Source organism: Cohnella soli, from assembly GCF_042655525.1.
GTDB lineage: Bacteria > Bacillota > Bacilli > Paenibacillales > Paenibacillaceae > Cohnella > Cohnella soli.
The window spans coordinates 622,963-645,101 of record NZ_JBHSMI010000052.1; the positions used below are offsets into that span (position 1 = coordinate 622,963).

At 50.1% G+C, this 22,139-nt stretch carries 11 protein-coding genes and 2 pseudogenes; 3 read left to right on the forward strand and 10 right to left on the reverse strand.

The window, feature by feature from the left end:
* Positions 1-26: 26 nt before the first annotated feature.
* Both ACFPOF_RS26800 and ACFPOF_RS26805 read left to right on the forward strand, forming a co-directional pair.
* A pseudogene (locus ACFPOF_RS26800) lies at positions 27-1,030 on the forward strand (transposase); the annotation flags it as partial.
* Positions 1,027-1,734 carry a tyrosine-type recombinase/integrase gene (locus ACFPOF_RS26805; protein ID WP_378138436.1) on the forward strand — a complete coding sequence of 236 codons (708 nt, stop codon included), beginning with the start codon at positions 1,027-1,029 and terminating at the stop codon, positions 1,732-1,734. The pseudogene ACFPOF_RS26800 and the gene ACFPOF_RS26805, both read left to right, overlap by 4 nt.
* 269 nt (positions 1,735-2,003) lie before the next feature.
* Here the strand turns inward: ACFPOF_RS26805 and ACFPOF_RS26810 are convergent, their stop codons facing one another.
* Positions 2,004-2,627, reverse strand: a complete 624-nt coding sequence (locus ACFPOF_RS26810) for a hypothetical protein (protein ID WP_378138437.1) — start codon at positions 2,625-2,627, stop codon at positions 2,004-2,006.
* 56 nt (positions 2,628-2,683) lie between these two features.
* Here ACFPOF_RS26810 and ACFPOF_RS26815 point away from each other — a divergent pair.
* Positions 2,684-2,914: pseudogene (locus tag ACFPOF_RS26815) on the forward strand (ATP-binding cassette domain-containing protein); the annotation flags it as partial.
* Here ACFPOF_RS26815 and ACFPOF_RS26820 read toward each other — a convergent pair.
* The 9 genes from ACFPOF_RS26820 to ACFPOF_RS26860 all read right to left on the reverse strand — a co-directional run bounded on the left by ACFPOF_RS26820 (position 2,857) and on the right by ACFPOF_RS26860 (position 22,136).
* Complete coding sequence (locus ACFPOF_RS26820; protein ID WP_378138438.1) at positions 2,857-3,342, reverse strand: hypothetical protein; 486 nt, start codon at positions 3,340-3,342, stop codon at positions 2,857-2,859. The pseudogene ACFPOF_RS26815 and the gene ACFPOF_RS26820 overlap by 58 nt on opposite strands.
* A 279-nt stretch (positions 3,343-3,621) precedes the next feature.
* Positions 3,622-3,939 (reverse strand): sensor histidine kinase, encoded by a 318-nt coding sequence (locus ACFPOF_RS26825; RefSeq protein ID WP_378138439.1) that lies wholly within the window; start codon positions 3,937-3,939, stop codon positions 3,622-3,624.
* A gap of 36 nt (positions 3,940-3,975) precedes the next feature.
* On the reverse strand, positions 3,976-4,221 hold the full coding sequence (locus tag ACFPOF_RS26830; protein WP_378138440.1) for a histidine kinase: 246 nt from the start codon (positions 4,219-4,221) through the stop codon (positions 3,976-3,978).
* A gap of 653 nt (positions 4,222-4,874) precedes the next feature.
* Positions 4,875-9,608: a glycoside hydrolase domain-containing protein gene (locus ACFPOF_RS26835; RefSeq protein ID WP_378138441.1), complete on the reverse strand. Its 4,734-nt coding sequence runs from the start codon at positions 9,606-9,608 to the stop codon at positions 4,875-4,877.
* Positions 9,609-10,297: 689 nt separating this feature from the next.
* The gene (locus ACFPOF_RS26840; protein WP_378138442.1) at positions 10,298-15,649 is read right to left on the reverse strand and encodes a DUF4838 domain-containing protein; all 5,352 of its coding nucleotides are present in this window, start codon (positions 15,647-15,649) and stop codon (positions 10,298-10,300) included.
* Between the two features lie 268 nt (positions 15,650-15,917).
* A complete protein-coding gene (locus tag ACFPOF_RS26845; RefSeq protein ID WP_378138443.1) occupies positions 15,918-18,566 on the reverse strand; it encodes a hypothetical protein in 2,649 nt (882 codons plus the stop codon).
* 34 nt (positions 18,567-18,600) lie between these two features.
* A complete protein-coding gene (locus ACFPOF_RS26850; protein WP_378138555.1) occupies positions 18,601-19,482 on the reverse strand; it encodes a carbohydrate ABC transporter permease in 882 nt (293 codons plus the stop codon).
* Positions 19,483-19,510: 28 nt separating this feature from the next.
* Complete coding sequence (locus ACFPOF_RS26855; RefSeq protein WP_378138444.1) at positions 19,511-20,401, reverse strand: ABC transporter permease; 891 nt, start codon at positions 20,399-20,401, stop codon at positions 19,511-19,513.
* Positions 20,402-20,474: 73 nt separating this feature from the next.
* Positions 20,475-22,136 (reverse strand): extracellular solute-binding protein, encoded by a 1,662-nt coding sequence (locus tag ACFPOF_RS26860; protein WP_378138445.1) that lies wholly within the window; start codon positions 22,134-22,136, stop codon positions 20,475-20,477.
* Positions 22,137-22,139: the final 3 nt, after the last annotated feature.

Here is a 22,139-nt window from a genome sequence, read left to right on the forward strand (position 1 = left end):
ACTTTACTTTGGAGGGGATAACATGAAAGGATAACCTTCGCAACGCGATTTCCGAAGTAGTAAACGCTATCTTCAAAGTACGAATGCAGGAAATATGGGGTGAGGGAACAACTTCTTGTGCCTCCGATTCTAAAAAATTCGGGGCATGGGATCAAAACCTAATGACGGAATGGCATACCGGTACCGCGGCCGCGGTGTTATGATTTATTGGCATGTAGAAAAAAATTCGACTTGTATCTACTCACAGCTTAAATCGTGTTCTTCATCAGAAGTCGCTGCCATGATGGAAGGATTGTTGCGTCACTGCACCGATATGGAAGTGGAGAAGAATTATGTTGATTCACATGGACAGAGTGAGGTTGCATTCGCCTTTTGTTATTTGCTTGGTTACAAACTCACGCCTCGATTAAAAGCTATTCATACACAAAAGTTATACCGACCGGAGGCAGGAATGACTGACGCTTTTGCGAACTTGCAGCATGTACTCACTCGCCCGATTAATTGGGAACTGATCCGTCAGCAGTATGATCAAATGATGAAGTATGCTACAGCTTTACGGCTTGGTACGTCTGAAACGGAAGCCATTCTGAAAAGGTTTACCCGGAACAATTTAAAGCATCCAACGTATCAGGCGCTAGGTGAGTTGGGTAAGGCAGTTAAAACCATCTTCCTCTGTGAATATTTGCATTCGGAAGAATTACGCCGAGAGATTAATGCTGGTTTAAATGTCGTGGAAAACTGGAACTCGGCCAATTGGTTTATCTTCTATGGCAAGGGTGGAGAAATTGCCACAAATCGCATGGAAGATCAAGAAATGGCCGTTTTATCTCTTCATCTACTGCAAAATTGCTTAGTCTATATTAATACCATCATGTTCCAGAACGTTTTATCGGAGAAGAAATGGTTTGATCTAATGACTCCGGAAGATTTACGTGCAGTGACACCCTTGATCTATACGCACGTTAATCCATATGGCACATTCCGATTGGACATGACGGAAAGACTTCCATTAGAAGGTGAACTTGCATGATTGAAAAACGCGCATCTGCAAAAAAGAAAGCCCGGGAGCTGGCGAAGTACATTCGCTCAGAACGACCGGACTATGCTTACTTAAAGAGTTTGTTTCAGCATTTAAGAAGCGAGCTTGAAATTGAGGTTCCTAAATCAAATAAAAAGCTGCCTTACGTACCTACTGAGGAGGAATTAAAAAGATACTATGAAGTGGTTTGGAAGGCCAAGAATTTTCAGGACATGATGATCGTGAAGACCCTCATGTATACAGGTGTCCGGGTCAGTGAGTTAATCAGCATTAAGCTAGCGGACATCGATTTTCATTACTGTCAGATCCGGATCAACAAAGGAAAGGGCAGCAAAGACCGCATTGTTCCATTTCCTCAGACGTTCAAAGAGCTACTGGCCATGCACACTGATTCGATGAAAAAGAAGCAAGCGGCCTATCTGTTTGAGTCCTCATGGAAGAAAAAATACACTGACAGGGGAATACGCAAGATTTTGGCTAAATATTCAGAGGAGGCCAAGTTATCTCAAAACCTTTCTCCTCATAAACTACGTCACTTTCTATTAACCTGGCTAAAAAAGCAGGGCATTGATGACGCGTTGATTCAGCCCTATTCCGGCCATGAAAGCAGAAAATCTTTGGAAGTATACTCAAAGCTGGCAATTACCGATGCTCAAAATGAATATAATGAGGTTATAAATGAGTTTCCAATTTAACCCATGTGTTTGCGGGTGGTGTCAGCTACGCTGGTATTACCCGTGTTAATCTTATCAATCCCATCGGGACTCAACTTGAAGTTCATTGCTGAAGAATTTCATTAATATACATAACTATAATTATGTAAACCAATTATTTAATCATATTAAATAAATATCATTCTGATTTGAAGCGATATTCCCCTGCCAGGTGTCGCTCCTCCTTGGATGAAAGCGAGAAAGGAGCTTCCCCAATTGAGAAAAGCTCCTTTCTACTCACGTGCTATTTGTCATTTAAAATACAATTCAATCTCTGCCTCTCCGCCGAAGTTGTCCAGCCGCACGCTCTCCTCTTCCGGTAAATAGACGCCCCCGCCCGACAAGCGGATTGCTCGTTTACCGTCGGGATGCGGCAGCCGTAACAGCACGGTTTCAGGTCCTCGCTCTGGGCTGCAGGTGATGTTCGCCGACAGACGCCCGCCTTCGGACATTACCCGCAAAGTGAAGCTGCCGAAATAACTGTGTACGTCCTGAAGTTCAATCCGCTTTCCTTGCTCCAGCCACTTGCGCGGAATGCCCGGCAGCAGCTTAAGCATCGCGCCTTCCTCCATGTACAGCATCCAGCGGGTCTGCATCAGGAACCAACCTTCTTCGTGCGTCTTGTGCGGGCTGACCTGATAGTAATGCTCCCAGAACGTATACGTTTCCCTGTCTGCCAAACCGGCGAAAGTGTTGTAATATGCTTTGAGAAACGGCTTTACCTCGCCGCGTTTCAAGTGCGCCCAGGGATGCATGCTGTAATAAGGTTGGCTGAACGCCACATTGCGCGTAAACATCAGCTCGTTATGGTATTGGACAAGGTAATCCGCGGCGCGTTCGCGCGGATCGATGACCTCCTGAAACAGCAAATTCATCGGTCGCGAAGAAGCTCTATGGCACGCGTCTTTGCTTCTTTCCGGGACATTTTACGATGCTGTCGCAAGTTTTCTACAATTTGAAAGCCAATGGAGTATACCGGATTAAGCGCGCTCATCGGGTCTTGAAAGATCATCGCAAGCGCCGTCAAATTATCGGCGATCTGTTCGAGGCTGTGAATTTGAATCGCGATTATATGGATCGTTATCCGAATGAGTTCTCGGGCGGTCAAAGACAGCGTATCGGTATTGCAAGAGCGCTTAGCGTCAATCCGGAGCTCATTGTTTGCGGCGCGTTCCGGCTCATATGCAAATTACCGTAGCTGTCCTTAATCGCGACAAAGCTGCTTGGATAATTCAACACCGAGTACATCATTTCGGTAAACATATTGTTCAGCATTTTGATGTTGGTGAAAATGTTGACCGGGTCGTCGTAAATGTTTTTGGACAACACCTCCCCCATATCGTTATTTGCAAGCACGACGTGGGTGGTCGTTACCATGTCCTTGAATACGACGTTCAAGTTTTGACCGATTTGCTTCGTGATCTCCCTATGAGTTACGATAACTTTTTCTTTCAGGACGTTCTGCGTGTAATAGACGTAGGCAAGCGAAAGAAGAAGGAATGGGATTAAAATCTGAAAAATAAAAATCGCGATCAGCTTGAATTTGATGCTGGTCATCTTCAATAAGCCGGGAAAAATGAGGCAGTTCATCGTATCCCCCTTCTAGCAAGCGGCTGCCGAATTTATTAGGTAAGATAGCATGACCGAGACCAAATGGAAATAGAATCCGAAAGTGAGCTCAGGGCAAGCGATTACCCTCCGTCAAACCAAAAAAAGGCTCCGCCGTCCAATCAGGGACGACGAAGTCGCACGCCATCGGGGACTATCCCGATGTGCGCCGTTACTTTCGATATATGATTCCGATTGCCAGTTATGCCCGCGAAAGCGGAATGCTCAGCTTGACGGTCGTGCCGCTGCCCGGCTCCGAGATTAAGCGCAGTTCGCCGGCGACGGCGCGCGCGCTCCTCCATGCTGAACAGCCCGACGCCGCATCCCCGCTTCTGAGTGGTTGAATCCGGCGCCCCGATCTTCGACTGATGCCTCCAAATTCGTTCCCGTATCATGCAAGGTTACCGTCGCTTCCGATACGCCGGCATATTTACCAACATTCGTTAACGCCTCTTGAATGACGCGATAAATCGTCGTCTCGATGAGCAGATCGGGCCGTTTGCGCAGACTGCAGTCAAACCGCACGCGAATGCCGTAATGGCGTTCGTAATTGTCGATATACGTCCGCAGCGCCGGCACGACACCGAGATCGTCGAGTACGGACGGACGAAGCTCTCATGCCAGTCCTCTCACTTCAGCCATCAATTGCGACACCTCGCGCCCGAGCGTCTCCAGTTCCTTGTCCCCGCCTTCGGAGATCATGCGATCCAATCTAAATTTGAGCGAGAACAGGCTTTGACCGATACCGTCATGCAGGTCGCGCGAGAAGCGTCTGCGCTCACATAGACTGATTTCTTCTAACCATTTGTTCGGCATTGCATACTTGGGGTACGTTGAATGTGAACTTCTCCAGGCTGTCATACGGAGCCCCGGTAGTTCTTTATTGTCCGTTATTTATTGTCCCAGCCTCGTCTTCGCATTTCCCGGTGGAACTTTCTTATTTTCTTTCAGCTACGTAGCTGGACTGCTTGTTCTTCCGCCACCTCGCGGTGTACTGGAGACTTTCACTCCTTAGTCGATTGCGCTGCCAAGCGCACAAAAGACCCATCGAGCCATACAACTCGATGAGCCCTTTTCCCGTGTGCATCAAGAAATAAACAGTCCGTTAAATGAATAATTGGGCGGATCTCTCCGTCAAAAGAGTACGACCAGCTAGGCTCTTCGGAATCAAGATCTCCAGGAGTGACGCAGACGATTTTTGCATAGCCGTCACCCGTGGCCAGCTTCTCTTTTTCCTCGTCTCCGAACCCATTCGCGGCCAGGAACTTTCGATCGCCGATCGAGCCAAACCCGCTAAAGATTCTATATAGAATAATCGCGTTAAGGACATCATGTCTTGTCTGGTAATGAACGAGTCGGAGGTGAAGCGGACGTCTCCGGTTCCTTTGGCGATGCCGATCGTTTGTGAGGCGGCGGCCTCGTCGTAGTAGTGAGTCAAGGAATCGACGTCAACGAAGCCGCCATCTTCAGCTCGAGTTTCTTCGGATACGGCGCTGCTCTTCCGTGAATACTGCTTAATCCACGGCCGACTTTACGAACGCAAAATCGTCGAGATAGGCGATTTCACCCGGGGCGAAATTTAACGCTTCAACTCCAGCCCATACTCTGGCGATATGTGTTCCGTCGACCTGTTCTGGAATCTGCACGTTCCATTTGATTTGCGTCCAATTACCGTTACTGGTTACCGCTTGCACCTGCACGTCTCGGTAAGCAGCCACCAAATCTCCTTCGGCTGGCAAAAGAAATGCGTACAACTGAATCGTGCCCTTAGTCGTAGAGCCATGCGGCGTATACAGCCAGACCGAGTATTCATAATCGCCATAGTCGGTCAACACGACCTCCTGATTCGGCCAGGCCACAGCCGTTCCGGACAGCTTCAAGCTATACTTGCCGGTTCTGGACTGTTCATCGCTTCTGGTCATGATATTCGGCGCTATGCCCTCATACCAATATCTCCATGGATAAGCATTATATTGTGCGCCAGTAGCTGTATATCCGATTTCGAAGGACGAGTTTCGGATCAAGGAAGCTTGCGGATTCGCAGGCACGATGTTCGCCGGACTGTCGAATGCCTCCCCGCCATTGTACGCGACCCGATAGACCACGGATTGCTGCAAGTTCGTTTGCTCGACGAACGGAACAGCGAGCGTCGCCGTGTTCGTCGCTGCGTTCCAACTTACCTCGGTCGGATGTTCTACTAATGCCGCAGTACCGTCAATGACCGCCTGCACGGTAAAGTCTGCCGTTCCGGGCTCGCTCGCCGGGGAGCGATTTAGAACGGCCTGTACGGCTCCGTTCACGCCCGTTACTTGATTGAATAGCATGTTCCGATTAAGGCGTACCTCTATCTCTATAGCCTTCACCAGCGTCCCATTTGCTTTCACTTGTAGTATAACCGTATACGTCCCATCTTCCAGTGTTGGAGATACTTCAATCTTCCCATTCAACGTTGTGAATTCGCCAGCTACCAATGTGAAATCACTAATCGCCACCACTTGTAACGGCCCTTGATCTACTTGCTCCACGGTCACTTCTGCAGCTTCTGCACCCGTATTCATCATGAAGAGCTTAAACGGAGTTTGACCCCCTTTAGTGATGTTAATTGCACCGCCCTTTAAGAACGCTTCAACATTTCCAGCAGCAGGAAAGTTTTGTGGAGGAAGCATTTCTTCAGCAATAAAATGGAAGTTGTCAAAATATAAGGTTCTTGGCTCAGGCGACTCCCACATCCAAATTTCAAAGCCTTCCATCTGCGTTTTAGCCAAATCGCCCAGTGCTGATAACGGAACTCGTATGCTTTCCCCGGTGTTCCCGGCAATATTTACTGTATATCCATCCTTCCTTCCACCCAATTCATCGAAGAATTTAACATAAAAGCTTAGTGTTTCATTGTTCGGATTGTAAACATTAAAACGTAATTCCCTGTATTTGGACCAATCCTTATTAACAAAGCCTTGCCCTTCATTCAGCAATCGAATGTTAGGAAATTCAACATTAGTATGGAAATCTACCCTCATAGAGTAATCTCCTTGCACCACATGTTCAGTTGATAAGCTAGTCGTTGCGTTACTAATCGTCCAACGTTCCAAGTCGATCTGTGAATCCACATCATTCAAAGGAATAATATAATGCGATTCTTCTGAACCACCCGACTTTCCTGCCAGAAATACATTCAACGTATTAGTGTCGGCTCCCTTGACCGTTACTAGCCGCACCTCATTTAATGGGGCGTTCACTTCTATAGAGTACTGATAAACATCATGAAGCCTATTTTGCTGCTGGGGCTGGAGGGCTACGCCATTTACTTGCAGAGCTGCGCCTGGTTCTGTATAAATCGTCATTTCACGCGTCGTTTCATCTGTCTTAGCTACTGTAAATAGAATAGCTGGATCTTGTGCCAATGAAATAATTTGTTCTGCAATCTCGCGTCTTACCTGCATCAAAACGTAAGGATCTTCATTATAATCATTCATTTTGCTGTATAGACGATCATAGTAAACCTTCATCGCTGCTTCGACATCATAAGAGCTCAGGCCCAGCTTTTCCGCTGCTGCTTTCATTCGCTCTTCGAATATCCATAAATACTCATAATCCTCCATACCGTCACGTATCGTTTCAAGCCGTAAAGACGGTATTGGTTTATTTAATCCAAGCTCTTTACCTGGATAAAGCAGAAATCCGTCCCCGTTCGCCCCAGGGAATGCAAGTGGATCGTTCCAGACGTCACGGTCAACATACTGCATTCCAGTATATTTGCGAAAAATCGTCGTCGACCAATACAAATTGCCTTCCACTTTATAATCCTTTTGCATCCATGAAAGCAGCCTTGCGCCAACCAATAAATCATCAATATGATAGGATGGAGACGGATAGGTTGGGTAAACCATTGTGTACCACCAGAAGTGCTCGCCGAGGGCTTCACGCTTCTCAGCAATACTTCTATGGTAGGTATTAATAGGAGGTGCCCAATATTCAATATCTCCATATAGCTCCTTTACGGGTTGCTTGGTCAGTAAATGCTTGACGTCAGGCGCGATCTGCTTCAGCAGCTCCGCATATTGCTTCACCAAGGGATACATTGCGCTGGAAGGCTCATCGATCAAACCTCCCAGATAAAAATACCCTTTGCTCAACCAGCCTTTATCCCGCAGCTTATCAACCAGATCCTTGGTCTTGTCGGGATCGTTATTATAGAACGGAATCCTGAAGCTGTTAACCCTAGGATCATTCAAATAACGTCCGGCCTTCGCAATGTATTGATCGACATCATCATCGGGAATGGGCAAATCGTCCGGCGGAAGCCTGTACTCCGTTTGCAACCAATAATAGTTATCCAACAGCTCCCAATACTCGGGCGTATTCGGCTCAACACCGTGATAATAGGCGACCTGGTCGTTCCAAATGGCAAAAGCCGTTTGCGTGTGACCTTCATCGGACAGTTCAAAATCCCACACTTCAATCTGAATCGGGATTTCTCGGGTCAGGCCATCCGCCGCAATCGTCATTGCGCCTTTATAGATGCCAGCCGGCTGTCCTTTAGGTACTTTAACGGTAATCCAGAACCCTTGATTCCGATCGGAACGTATCTCAATACGATCTGCAGCAGTAATGGGAATGAGCGCATCCGGATAAAATCCTTTGGGAAAAGCTCCGGAGGTTTGCGTCGTGACTTCAGTATAATACTGCTTGAACAACTGGATCTGGTCTATGCCTATTGCGGTTCCATCCTGCTTCTTTAACGGGCTGACCGAGACGGAAACGCTCTTCGGCGCAGTTTCGGCCGTTCTGACAATGATTTGACCGCCCTCATACTCATTTCTGGCCGCTTCCAGCCGTAGTTCCTGTTGCAACTGGCCGCTAGGAAATGCCTGATCGCGCCTAATTTTGTCCACGTTCGTAGGAACCCAGACCGTTAGCGGCAACTGTTCCGGCGTCTCAGTTGGCGATGATGGCGAAGCAGGCGCAGAAGCATTTTTATTCTCCGTCACCTTAAGCTTCTCGATGATCGCCCAAATCCCGTTCCCAAAAATCGCCTTCAATGGCCACTTGCTCAAGTTGACACCACTTGCATTCAAAATGGCAAGTTCAATGGTTCCATCGCCATCAACAGTGGCTATAGCATCAAATATGAATTTGCCGACAGTGGAATTCCCCTTGAACAGAAATGCAATCCCATTCGTTTTATTCCATACTTGTGCGAGTTTACCGATCAAGGTTACATTCTTGTTCTCCGTGCCTTCCGGAATGTTTACTTCAATAGATTCGAAACCGGTGTTCGTCTGTCCATCTTCCTCCAACGTCCCTCCGGATAACAAGAGTGTATGCGCTATTTCGGTCTTTCCCGACACTATAACTCTGATCAGGGAGTTCCATTTATCAATGATCAATTTTCCTAGTAGCTTCGAATCATGAATCTTAATACTATTCTCGCCGCCGCCCCATATATAAGTTTCACCTTGTACTGTGACGCCATCCAGCGTAAGATCGCCTTCCCCAACACCCTGGGCAACATAAAGGTTGCCAGAAATGTTCATATCCTTCAAAGTAACGTTGTCTGCGTTCACGACGAGATTACCAGAAACATCCCCCGTTATTGTTCCCGAAGCATTCACTAATGTCCCCATTACATTGTCAATAAGCTGGACAATTTCTGCCCTAGTAATGCTTTCTTTAGGAGCAAATGCGTTCTTTCCACGCCCCTTGACATTCCCGCCTGCTTGCAACGCATCTACCGCTTCAACTGCATAAGAAGATATAAGATTATGGTCAGAAAATGTCACGGCTGCTGACCCTTGTCCATCGGAAGCAATTCGAAATGCCCTTGCTACGATGACAGCTGCATCTTCACGCGATATACGGACTTCTGGATTAAATTTGCCTCCGCCAACACCGTTGATAATACCGGCAGCGTGTACTTTGGAAATAGCATCCGCATACCAAGCATCTTTCTTCACATCTATGAAGGATTCGTCCGAACGTTGTACAAATTTGAATATACTATTAATAAATACGACAAACTCCGCTCGGGTAGCTATTTGATTCGGGCGGTATTGGTTAACGCCAACCCCCTTAAGCAAACCCTGCTCAATCCATTTGCCCATCACGGGCTCGGACCAGTGACCTGTTAAATCAGACTGTTGGCTTGCTAATCCGCTTCCTTGTACGGTTGGGCTTAACTGTACGATAGAAGTGATCATAATACACAAAATCAGGAATAATGATAGCACACGATTAATTCTTCTACGCATAATCGATTCATCTCCTTATTGTTAATTACTTAAAACTCCAGCCGAATGTCAGCCTGCCCCACAAAAGCATCGATGAAGACCGTCTCCTTCTCCTACCAGTTTCCGCCTTCGGCATAGAGCGACAGCGGTCCGCGATATTCGAATGAACTGAATCCCCGCCCCAAGCGCAACTCGTTCAAGCGAAATCGCGAAAGCGTGGAGAAACTTGGCATCGTCCAATATTTTCATATAGGCGCCCCATGTGAAATCGACAGGTAGAAATAGCACCTTGCCGCCTTCCACCGCCGATTTGTCGCGAAGAGACACCGCGGCCGGATCACTCCCCCTTCAGATCGCCGCTTTTCGTTCTGCAGGAGGCCTCAAAAAAAAGCTACGATAGCACAATTGTTGCCTGATTACACAGAGTCTGTTCCAAAGAGAGCTGCGTCCGGGATCCGGGTTCCGGGTAGACGCCCCACTCTTTCTCGGCCCTTTTGCCAATATCCCATTCACTCAGCTTGCTGATGTAATTTCGAGATGTTTGTGGACAATCATCAATTGGCTGGCCTCCGGTAATGCATTATTCGTTAATAGTGCGCTCCTAAAAAAAGGAACCCATCGAGCCAACACACGATGAGTCCTTTGTCCACAAAACCGCCACTTTCAACCCGAGTTTCTGCTTATACGGCGCTGCTCTTCCGTAAATACGTTTAATCCACTGCCGACTTGACGAACGCAAAATCGTCGAGATAGGCGACTTCACCAGGGGCGAAATTTAACGCTTCAACTCCAACCCATACTCTGGCGATGTGCGTTCCGTCGACCTGTTCTGGAATCTGCACGTTCCATTTGATTTGCGTCCAATTGCCGTTACTGGTTACCGCTTGCACCTGCACGTCTCGGTAAGCAGCCACCAGATCTCCTTCGGCTGGCAAAAGAAATGCGTACAACTGAATCGTGCCCTTAGTCGTCGAGCCATGCGGCGTATACAGCCAAACCGAGTATTCATAATCGCCATAGTCGGTCAGCACGACCTCCTGATTCGGCCAGGCCACAGCCGTTCCGGACAGCTTCAAGCTATACTTGCCGGTTCTGGACTGTTCATCGCTTCTGGTCATGATGTTCGGCGCCATTCCCTCAAACCAATATCTCCATGGGTAGGCATTGGTAAAGTGTGCGTCAATACCGGAATATCCGATTTCGAAGGACGAGTTCCGGAGCAAGGAAGCTTGCGGATTCGCAGGCACAGTGATCGCCGGGCTATCTAGCGTCTCCCCGCCATTGTACGCGACCCGGTACTTCACCGATTGCTCCATGTTCGTCTGATCTACTCCTGAAACATTGAGCGTCGCCGTCTTCGTCGCTGCGTTCCAGCTGACGCTGGCTGGATGTTCCTGATTTGACACCTGCCCGTCGGTTATGAGTTGTACGGTGAAATCCGCCGCTTCAGGCGCGCTCGACGGGGAACGATCCAGAACCGCCTGTACGGTTCCGTTCTCGCCTGTGACTTGCGTCAATGCGGCTTCATCTGCGGGTGACCATTCGGTCAACGTGAAGTCGTCCGCATACACTGCGACACCCGAGCCTTCTATATAAATGACGATTGTGGCATAAGCGAACTGCTCGGGCGGTGTCAGGATAAGGGTATATTTCTTATAGTCCGCCGAGTCGACCGTCACATGCTGGCCGCTCTGCAAGCCGCTGGCCCCCCAGTAATTTATGCCAAGCAAATTAAAATTGTTTGCCCCTGTTGCTTTCGCATAGAATGAAAGCTTGTAGGTTTTACCGCTCTTTAGGAATACTTTCTGCTCCCTGCTGCTATAGCTAACTTTGATCGCCTGATTGCCGGAGTGCGCATCGTTCGTAAGCTCGGATTGCGTATCCCAGAAACCGAACCAGCCCGTCATTCCGTCTTCAAACCCCGGGTTTACGACTCTCGTTCCGAAAGTGGCCCCGAGTATTTCATTCATTTTATCCCGAACTCTTGTGGACGACGAATCGGCTGCAGCCAGCTGTTCTATACGACGTGCCGTGTCGCCTACGGAATGATCCTTGATCCACTGTGATAGCGCCGCTTGTTCTTTGTTCGTAACAACCTCCCAGGCAAAGGCCTCTAGCGATTGGAAATAGAGATCGTTCGTGGCGAATTCAGCAGCCAGCGCCATCCGTTGATCCATGTTGCCAAGCTTAACCAGAATATGATCGAGCAGCGCCCCTGCCTCATCCTCACTCGTCGGATCGGCAATCTCATCGCTGATGTCCGGATAGCTTTTCTTCGACAACTCATAGAATTCAAACATTTTCAGCAAATCTTGCGCCCGCTTCTTCTGCAACGGTGTCCCAGCCTTGCTGACGGCAGATTCGAGAAGTCTCCGGCTTTCTGCAAGATCCTCCCATGAGACATCTTTTAAATAGTCAGCGGAGAACAGCGGCATAAAATTTGTTCTTACAGGCGCATTTTTCCATGCCTTAAACCAGTCGGAATTGTATATATCTTGTTCCCAGAATCGTTGCCAAATCGCATAATAAGCTTTGAGATCTGCCGCAGCCTCCGTACCTACTGCCCGCTCATACCATTCGTCAAGCAGCGCAGCCTTGTCCTGATTCGGATCCCATTGCAGTTTGGCTGCCAAGTAAGGCTTGGGGCCTTCTCCAAAGTTAGGATAAAGCTCACTGTAATACGCGCCCACCCCGATTGAGGCCGCATATCGATATTGATCCTCCATAAGCTGAAACGCCGTTCTCGGTGCCATGTAAGGCGTGCCGTATACGTAATCGTAGAAAGCTACGGTAGCTCCAGTCTTTGTCCATTCTTCCGACAGCGTATGCGCCTTTGCCTGCAACTCCCCGTCATTCCAGGACAAACGATCATCGGTAATAAAGACAACAACGCGCGGATCGAGTTTAACTTTGGTTGGCGGGTCGTAAACATTGTAATACGCATAAGTGCCCAAATATTTGTCAGGATGCCTGGCGAACACGCCTTCAGCAACTTGATCTATCCATTCGAAAAAGATGTCGGACATATCGACCCTGCCAACGGAATTCGTCTTCCCGGGATAATAAGGATTAGACGGCATTCCCTCACAGAAATTCGATGTATCGTTCATTCCGAGCGAATAGGAGGTCGCTTCCGGATGCGAATCGAAATACGCGTTGATAATGCGGATCGATTCATCTACGATACCATCCGCTTTGAAGCAAGGGTTCATGGTCGTTTCGCCTTTATCCACCGTTCCCACCGGATAGAACTGCGGATATCGGGAAACTGGAAGCATGTTGAACAAATTATGGCCAAAATCAACTTGCCAATGCATCCGTACGTTTCTCATCCACTCCGTGCGCACTTTCTTGCTTGACGTTTCAAAGGTACGCGAGAAAAATGCAGGCTCTTGCTTTACTTCATCCCCGATCGGAACCGCCAAGCTTGTATGCTGCGGAACGTCTTCCCAATCTTCACCCGGCATTAACCAGCGTACGCCAACATAACGCTCCAGAAATTCATCGACACCGAACTCTGTCCCCCACGAGGTCGGTCCTGCAATCGTAATCCTCTCGCCATTCTGGTGGATAACAAATCCGTCTCCGAGCATTCCGTTCAGCAAGCCGTCTTGCTCCTGAGCGGTCAGCCCCCTCTTGCCGACGTAAATTTGAGTTCCATCATAAGACTCAGGCAATTCATTCTCGATCGTTCCGCCATTATTCGGTGCTTCGTTGCCGATCACATCGTTGTTATCAGCAACAGCATCCAAATAGACAAACTTAAAATCATCGAGATAGGCGATCTCACCCGGGGCGAAGTTCAAAGCTTCAACTCCAACCCATACTCTGGCAATGTGTGTTCCGTCGACCTGTTCCGGAATCTGCACGTTCCATTTGATTTGCGTCCAATTGCCGTCACTGCTTACTGCTTGCACTTGCACATCTCGGTAAGCAGCCACCAGGTCTCCTTCAGATGGCAAAAGAAACGCGTACAACTGAATCGTGCCTTTAGTCGTCGAGCCTTGCGGCGTATACAGCCAAACCGAGTATTCATAATTGCCGTAACCGGCCGGAACGACCTCCTGATTCGGCCAGGCCACGGCCGTTCCGGACAGCTTCAAGCTATACTTGCCGGTTCTCGCCTGTTCATCGCTTCTTGTCATGATATTCGGCGCTGTGCCCTCATACCAGAATCTCCATGGATAGGCGTTTTCAATACCTGAGTATCCGATCTCAAAGGACGAGTTACGGATCAAGGAGGCATGCGCATTCGCAGGCAGGGTGATCGAAGGGCTGTCTAGCGACTCTCCTTCTTTGTTCGTGACCCGATACTTCACCGATTGCTGCGCGTTCGTCTGCTCGACGCTAGGAACAGTGAGCGTCGCCGTCTTTGTCGCTGCATTCCAGCTCACGCTGGCCGGATGTTCCTGATTTGACACCTGCCCGTCGGTGATAACCTGTACTGTGAAGTCCGCCGCGGTGGGAGCAGTTTTAGGTGGATTGAACATCTCGACATGGACAATGCCGTTCTCGGCCGTCAATTTATCCGCAGTCAACCGATCAACCAGCAAGGGCAGCTCAACACCCGTCGATTTCTTAATGTAGTTGATCAGTTTGCTCGCGGCATTTCTTGTCTGCTCATCCGCTGAGGCGCTTACGACAACGGAAGCTCTCGGAACCACTTCGTCAACGATGAACAAGGAATCCGAATCTGGACTCGGAGTTGGTTCCGGGCTTGGACTTGGACTTGGGCCTGGATTTGTCGGCGTAGTCGTACCCGATCCGGACGAGCCATCTGTCCGATCCTTGTCTACAAGCTTCCCTTCGATGGTGACCGTGATATGACTGCCAAAGTTCACTTTATCCGGCCATTTGCTCAGATTGGAACCGCTAACATAAATATTCGCAATGCGAATCGTTCCGTCTCCCGTCACTGTAGCGATAGCGTCAAAGGTGAACTCTTCGACTACCGTGCCCTGTTTGAGCACAACATTGACACTGACGCCTAAATGGTGTACTTGTCCGAAATGACCAAGCAGCACCACATCCCGCGATTGGGCGGTTGCACCAATGTCCACGTCTACATCGTTAAAGCCGCTCCCGGCGCCGGTCAGTTCTCCTTCTTCCAGAATGCCTCCGCTTAGCATAAGAACATTTGTAACACTGGTTGCGCCAGAGACGAGAACTCGAACTTGAGTGGTGCGTTTGTCGACGATAAGCGTCCCCATCAATCGGGAATCCTTGATCTTCACACTGTTGATCCCGCCGCCAAACACATACGTCTTACCTTTGACCGTTACACCGTCCAGCAGAACATCGCCTTCGCCGACGCCTTGCGTAATGTAAAGGTCTCCTGCGATAACGAGATTTTTTAACTCAACGCCAGCCGTGTTCACGACGACATTGCCTGCATAATCCCGTTCGTAATTACCTTTGTTCTTAATGAGCGCTCCCATGACATTGTCGATCATTTGCACGACTTCTGCTCTTGTGATGAGCTCTTTCGGAGCAAAGCGGTTGCCGCTTTTCCCCTGGATGTAACTATGGCTGTGCAATGATGCAACTGCTACAGACGCATAAGCGGAAATCTGCGATGCATCGGTAAATGCAACCCCTGCCGCGGCATCCTCCAACTGAAAAGCGCGCGCAACAATAACAGCCGCATCCTGCCTCGTGATGGCAGCTATCGGATCGAACTTGCCCTTGCCCGTTCCTTGAATCATTCCGGCGACATACACATTGGCAATCGCGCCGGCATACCAGGCGTTGCTCTTCACATCCGCAAACGGATTGACGTCCGACGCTTGCTGCGGCAGATTGAATACGCGATCGATGAGCGCTGCGAACTCCGCTCTCGATATCGCATCGTTCGGACGATATTGCCCTGCCCCGTTTCCTGTTAACAGTCCGCTATTCACCCATTTCGTCATCGTATCCTCCACCCAATGGCCGGTCAGATCGGACGGAAAACTTCCTTCGCTGCGAACTTCCGCATGAACGGCAACTTGCCCCCACAGTGACGCGATTATGCTGATTACTAGCAGAATCGACCATAGTCGACTATTGACCATCTTCGACATTTAATCAGCCTCCTCTTCCAAAGTTAAAAACTTTGCCTGCACCTGGTTTCATTCAGCCTGTGAGAATCATCGTGATTCTTCATTGCGAACGGCGACCGTTTCTCCAGCATGAAACGCAAATTCGAAAATACAGGCGATCGCCGGATCGGATTGCTTCGTCTGGATTCTCTCGATCAATCCCCAAATAATCTGCGATATCCTTCTTTAGAACTGTCATCCTCCGTTTCTCCCTTTCTTCGATGCATTCAATATCAGGATCAGGAAAGATTCATTCAAAATGCAACTCAATTTCAGCGTGCCCGCCGAAGTTATCCAGCCGCACGCTCTCCTCTTCCGGCAAATAGGCGCCTCCACCCGATAAGCGGATTGCCCGTTTGCCGTCGGGATGCGGAAGCCGCAGCAGAACGGTTGCAGGTCCCCGTTCCGGGCTGCAATCAATGCTCGCCGACAGACGCCCGACTTCGGACGTTACCCGCAAAGTGAAGCTGCCGAAATAACTGTGTACGTCTTGCAGTTCAATCCGCTTCCCTTGCTCCAGCCACTTGCGCGGAATGCCCGGCAGCAGCCTCAGTGTAGATCCTTCCTCCATATACAGCATCCAGCGGGTTTGCATCAGGAACCAGCCTTCTTCGTGCGTCTTGTGTGGACTTACCTGATAGTAATGCTCCCAGAACGTATACGTTTCCCGATCCGCCAAGCCGGCGAACGTATTGTAATAAGCTTTCAGGAACGCTTTCACTTCGCCGCGTTTCAAGTGCGCCCATGGATGCATGCTGTAGTAAGGTTGGCTGAACGCTACATTACGCGTGTACATCAGCTCGTTATGGTACTGGACAAGGTAATCTGCAGCGCGTTCGCGGGGATCGATCACTTCATGGAACAACAGATGCATTGGCCCGAGTATCGAATCGCGACTGAGGAACGAACCGTGCGTATACCAGTTTCCGCCTTCGGCATAGAGCGACAACGGTCCGCGATATTCCGACCAAGGCGGCGCGCTCGGCACCCATGTGCCGTCCCCGATCGGGACGACAGGTGAACGGGCAACCGCTTCGTCGAAGGCGACGCGAATATCCCTCTTCAGCCCATTCGCGTTAACGCGTATTTGCTCGGACAGTTCGGCTTCGATATCCCCCATCATTTCCGCCAGTCGGCTCAATCCGAGATACGCGTATCCGCTCAGCATAAAGGAATGGAACGGGTCTTCCGGATCGGCCGTCTTGCCCTCCAGCATGCCGTAACCCCGCCCTCGCAAGCTTTCCGTTTCGTTGCGTTTCCGCCAGTCCATCAGGAAGGCGTAAGCTTGAATCAGCCTCGGCTTGATCTCGCGAATCCAGTCCGCATCGCGCGTATAGCGGTAATACTCCCCGATGCACCACAACGCTGCACCAGTCTCCAACATGTAACCGCCGAAATTTTGTATAAAACCGTTCTCATGCTGCTTATCAAGGAAAAAACGCAATCCCCGCTTTGCTGTGTCGCTCCAACCCATTACGTTCATGAATTGGATGATCGGCGAGCTTTCCGAGCCGATTGCGGTATAGATGCCGATAGCAGGAACAAGCGTACCTTCAGGCTCTTTGCCGTAAAAAATCAGATCCGTGTGCAGCAATCCCGCCCGCAGCATCTGCTCGATACGTGGCTCCGGCAGCCGGATTTGCGCTCCGACGGACAGCTTGCCTTCCCAGAAAGCGCGGCACTCCGTATGGCGCGTTTCGAAACTTTGCCCGATCAGATTCAACGCCCGCTCGCGCGGGACAGGCTCATGCGGCAAATAAAACTCGAAGATGGCTTCCTCGCCGGGCATCACCAACTCAGCCGTCTCTTCCGCATAGAGCGGCCGGCCGTTCAGCTTCGATACGCAGAACACGCGGTCGTCTCCATACTGTGAGAATCCGTCGATCCCGTCGAACGAGTAAGGAATGGCACCGGTATTGGGAATCAGGTTTTTGAACCAGGCGTATCGCGGAACCGAGCCGGTATTGGTAGCCGTAATCCGGCAGTAGTATACCGTTGTCTCAGGAGCGATCTTTTCGCCCTGCAGCAGGTTTTCCCGCTCTCGAGTTTGGGACTCCGTAAACATATGACCGAATCCGTCTCCGTCGGCAAGCAAATAGTGCGTCCCGTCTACGTTGCCGGGTACAAGCGAACGAACCTCATAAGATACGAACGATACCGCCGTATAAACAATCTCGTCATCCGTTATCGTCGTATGGAGAATCGGCAGCGCGTCATCTTCCAGCTTGCGGACGATCCCGTCCGTGCAGCCCATCCCCCGGCCAACCATATAATAGTAGCGAACCGGCTGGCCGTCACTCTCCGACAAACCCGCTTCTTTGCTATGCCGACGCGGCTGAACCCAATCCCATTGCAACGCCGAGCCGCCTGCAGGCGGATTCCAGAAGTTGTTGCTCGGCCTGCCGCGCACTTGAGATTCGAAAATCCGCGTATCTCTGCTCACCCCTTGCCAGATCGGGCATGGCTGGTCTTTCGTCGCGGCGCTTGCAGCCTCGAACGATTCCTCCGGTTCCTCAGCGAGCTTCTGCAAGTTCGTTCGCAAACCTCTCTGCCCGATATCGATGCTAATCTCCTCATAGGAACGAGGATCATCCGCAGTCGTAACCGCAACTTCATAGTCGGGAATATAGATGGGATACGCTGCATGAACATCCTCCGCGAAGAAACTGAACGGATTCGGGCAATCGGCGATGCTGACAAGCGTTTTCCCTTTGCCGGACGCCGGGAGAAGCGCTACATCCAACAGCAAAGCCAGCGCCCCTTCACCCTGATCACGCCAACAATCCCCCTCTGCAATCCCACCTCCCGCCACCACTCGGCAATCAACCAGACTTCCGCTCCAAATTTCAACGCGGCCCGCTTCTGAACCATTTTTCCACGCTACTTTTATGCTCTTCAAGCTGAAACACTTCCTTTTTGTACGGGGACTCTCGTTACTCTTTCACAGACCCAAGCGTAATGCCGTGAATGAAATACCGTTGCAAGAACGGATACACAAGGAGTACCGGAATGATCGTGACAAATATTTTTGCCGCATTCAGCGACTTGTTCGAGAGCTTCGCCGCTTGCGCGAGCGTCTCGGAATCGGTCTCGTTCAGGTCGAGTTGTACGACCAGTTGCTGAATGTACGTCTGCAGCGGATAGTTTTCGGGTCTGCTCATCAGAATAAGCCCTTGGAAAAAGTCGTTCCAGTGCGCCACGATGCTGAATAATGTGACGGTTGCGAGCGCCGGAACGGCAACTGGAATATAGATGCGAAGCAATAATTGCCAAGGACCCGCCCCGTCGATATAAGAGGCCTCCTTCAGCTCCTTGGGAAGATTACGCATGAAGTTCATGACAAGAATGACATTAAAGACCGGTACCGCACTCGGAATGACCAACGCCCAGATCGAATTGAGCAGGCCGAGCGATTTGATCACCAGGTACCACGGAATCAAACCGCCGCCGAACAGCATCGTAAATACGATGAACCACATATATACATTCCGGCCAGCGAACTCGCGTGTACTCATCGACATTGGGTAAGCCATCAGCACGGTCAGAATAAACTGAAGCCCCGCCCCAAGCGCAACCCGTTCAACCGAAACGCCGAACGCGCGAAAAAACTTGGCGTCGTCCAACATTTTCATATAAGCGTCCCACGTAAAATCAACTGGCACAAACAGCACTTTGCCGCCTTCCACCGCCGATTTGTCGCTGAGCGATATCGCAACCGTATGCAAGATCGGCGCTACGCAAACGAGCGTAATCAACACAAGCAAGGCTGCAAGCAAATAGTCCGTCATCGTCAACTTTCGTGTCTTCTCGCTCATGGCGTGCATTGCTCTTTCTCCCTTCCCGTCAAAAAATCCGATAGTTAGCAAACCGGGAAGCCATCCAGTAAGAAATGACGATCAAGACGAACGATACGACCGATTTCATCAGTCCGACCGCTGTCCCAAGCCCGTATTGAATATTTAGAAGCCCAACGCGGTATACGTAGGTGTCGATAATATCACCGGATTCATACACAAGCGGGTTGTACAGGTTAAAAATTTGATCGAAACCGGCGTTAAGAATGTTGCCGAGACTAAGCGTGGCCAGCAACACAACCGTCGTAACGATGCCGGGGAGTGTCACATGGTAAAGTTTCCGCCACCGGCTTGCGCCGTCGACCTCGGCTGCCTCATACAAATCCGGGTTGATCCCGGTTAGCGCCGCCAAGTAAATAATCGTTTCGAAGCCGAATTCTTTCCAACTGTCGCTGGCTACGATGACATAGGGAAACCAGCGGTTGTCGCCAAGAAACATGATCGATTGGCCGCCCAATGCTTCGACCAGTTGATTAACCGGCCCCTCCGAAGACAGCAATTGCGCGACGATCCCCGACAAAATGACCCAGGACAGAAAATGCGGCAAATAGATGATCGTCTGAATCCACCGCTTCAACCTGCTGAAGACCAGTTCATGGAGCATCAGCGCGAAGATGAGCGGCACAACTAAGTGAGCGATCATTTTCATTACCGCAATAAAGATGGTATTAAAGAAAATCGTCCGGCTGTCGCGAAGCTCCAACAGATAACGAAAGTTGTCGAGGCCGACCCATTCGGAATGAAAAAAACCGCGCCCCGGGTTAAAGTCCTGAAAGGCGATGACGCCGCCAAGCACAGGAATGATGCTGAAGATGCTCAGCACCACAATGCCGGGAAACATCATTATGTGATAGTGTAGTTGAAATCGCCGATTTCTCATGGAGCTGTTCACCTGCTCTTTCCGAAGAACGGGCGTTCGTCGCAATACGCTGTTGACGAACGCCCGAACCCGCTTATTTCTTCAATTGCTCTTCGATTTCCTGAATAATCTGATCGCCGCCGCTCTTCTTCCAGTCGGCAACGAAAGTGTCGAACGAATCGAGCGGTTTTCTGCCCATGATGATTTGGGTAATCATCTCAACTTCCATCTTTTTAAGCGCTGGCCATTTCAGTTCCATTGATTTCGTCTGCGAATAGAACACGCCCGACACTTTGTTCATCGGCGATTGCAACGCTCCGCCGCCGACCATATAAGAAGTGGAGTACATCCAGCTCCCTGGGTCCTTGCCCGGATCCGCATTATTCGCGACGACTTTATCGTAAACATCTTTCTGATCGAGTCTCAGTTGATCTGGCTGGATCTTGCCGTCAAGCGCTTGCTGGACCGCTTGCAGCCGGTTGGTCACGATATGCGGTTCCACGAATGTGGCGCGCAGCGGGAAGTAGGCAGCATTGACACCATTAATCAACTTAGCCATCGCCTCGGCATCGTTCTCGACATTCGAGTACAGGTTCAAATACTTCACAAGCGCTTCCGGATGCGCATAACCTTTCTTCACAACGAAATACTGCGAACTAACCGGTCCTTGAGTCGCATTGTACTGGCCTGAACCGTCAAGCGGAAGCGCGTAGGCTTTCCATACCGATTTCGGGTTGTTCTTGAACGAATCGTACAGCGCCCACCCTGACGACCATCCCGCGAACAGAAACATCCCGGCCCGCCCGCCATTGATGAGTTCCCACGTGTCTTTGCGAATCGCATACTCCTTGTCCAGCAAACCTTGCGCATACATGTCTCTCAGCTTGGCAAGCGCTTCTTTCATCTGCGGAGCCGTCGTCCCGTAGATCACCTTGCCCTCGGCGTCTTTCATCCACATACCGGGATAAGCCTGATACGCAGAGTATATCGGTCCGAATGTATTGTCCGAATCTCCCAGCAAGCCGAACGTATCCGGCTTACCATTGCCATCCGGATCCTTCTCGATGAATGCCTTGGCAATCGCCGCCAGTTCGTCAACCGTTTGCGGAGGTTTCAAGCCGAGCTTATCGAGCCAATCTTGGCGTATCCACAACAATCTGATCGGATCTTCATCGACATTGAGATTCGGCAGTGCCATCAGTTTGCCGTCGAAAGTTGCAGTGTCGAACGCTTTGCCGTTCGTCGCTTCGTACGCCTTCTTCAGTTCCGGAGACGCATATTGCTCATATACCGTCGACAGATCTTCAAGCTGTCCGGCTTTCACCATCGTTTTCAGTTCGCGCTCGGACACGACCATCGCATCGGGCAGATCGTCGCTGGAGATGGACAGCGCCATCTTCTGATCGTAAGCGTCTCCCAGAGCCGCCACCCATGCCGCTTTGAATTTCAAATTCAGCTTTTCCTCGAAATAACGCGTGAATTGATTGTTGTCCACCGTGTCGCCTTCAGGCAGCGTTTTGTCGTCCGCCGGCACGCCTTTCCCGATCGTCATCGTGATCGGGTCGGCGTATTTTCCGAACGGGTCGAACGTTTCCGCCGCTTCCGAAGCGGAGCTTGATGGCTGCGCTGTCGACGAATTGTCGGCCGACGGGCTGCCCGATGAACCTTTGTTGTCGCTGTTGCTGTTGCAAGCGGATACAAATGCGAGCGAACATGCCAACATCAGCAATCCGATCTTCTTGTTCTTGCTTTTCATGCT

What these genes read in the sequence shown, in the direction of transcription:
- ACFPOF_RS26805 (WP_378138436.1), top strand. Translation starts at nt 1,027, where the DNA reads ATGATTGAAAAACGCGCATCTGCAAAAAAGAAAGCCCGGGAGCTGGCG.
- ACFPOF_RS26810 (WP_378138437.1), bottom strand. Translation starts at nt 2,627, where the DNA reads ATGAATTTGCTGTTTCAGGAGGTCATCGATCCGCGCGAACGCGCCGCG.
- ACFPOF_RS26820 (WP_378138438.1), bottom strand. Translation starts at nt 3,342, where the DNA reads ATGAACTGCCTCATTTTTCCCGGCTTATTGAAGATGACCAGCATCAAA.
- ACFPOF_RS26830 (WP_378138440.1), bottom strand. Translation starts at nt 4,221, where the DNA reads ATGACAGCCTGGAGAAGTTCACATTCAACGTACCCCAAGTATGCAATG.
- ACFPOF_RS26835 (WP_378138441.1), bottom strand. Translation starts at nt 9,608, where the DNA reads ATGCGTAGAAGAATTAATCGTGTGCTATCATTATTCCTGATTTTGTGT.
- ACFPOF_RS26840 (WP_378138442.1), bottom strand. Translation starts at nt 15,649, where the DNA reads ATGTCGAAGATGGTCAATAGTCGACTATGGTCGATTCTGCTAGTAATC.
- ACFPOF_RS26850 (WP_378138555.1), bottom strand. Translation starts at nt 19,482, where the DNA reads ATGAGCGAGAAGACACGAAAGTTGACGATGACGGACTATTTGCTTGCA.
- ACFPOF_RS26855 (WP_378138444.1), bottom strand. Translation starts at nt 20,401, where the DNA reads ATGAGAAATCGGCGATTTCAACTACACTATCACATAATGATGTTTCCC.
- ACFPOF_RS26860 (WP_378138445.1), bottom strand. Translation starts at nt 22,136, where the DNA reads ATGAAAAGCAAGAACAAGAAGATCGGATTGCTGATGTTGGCATGTTCG.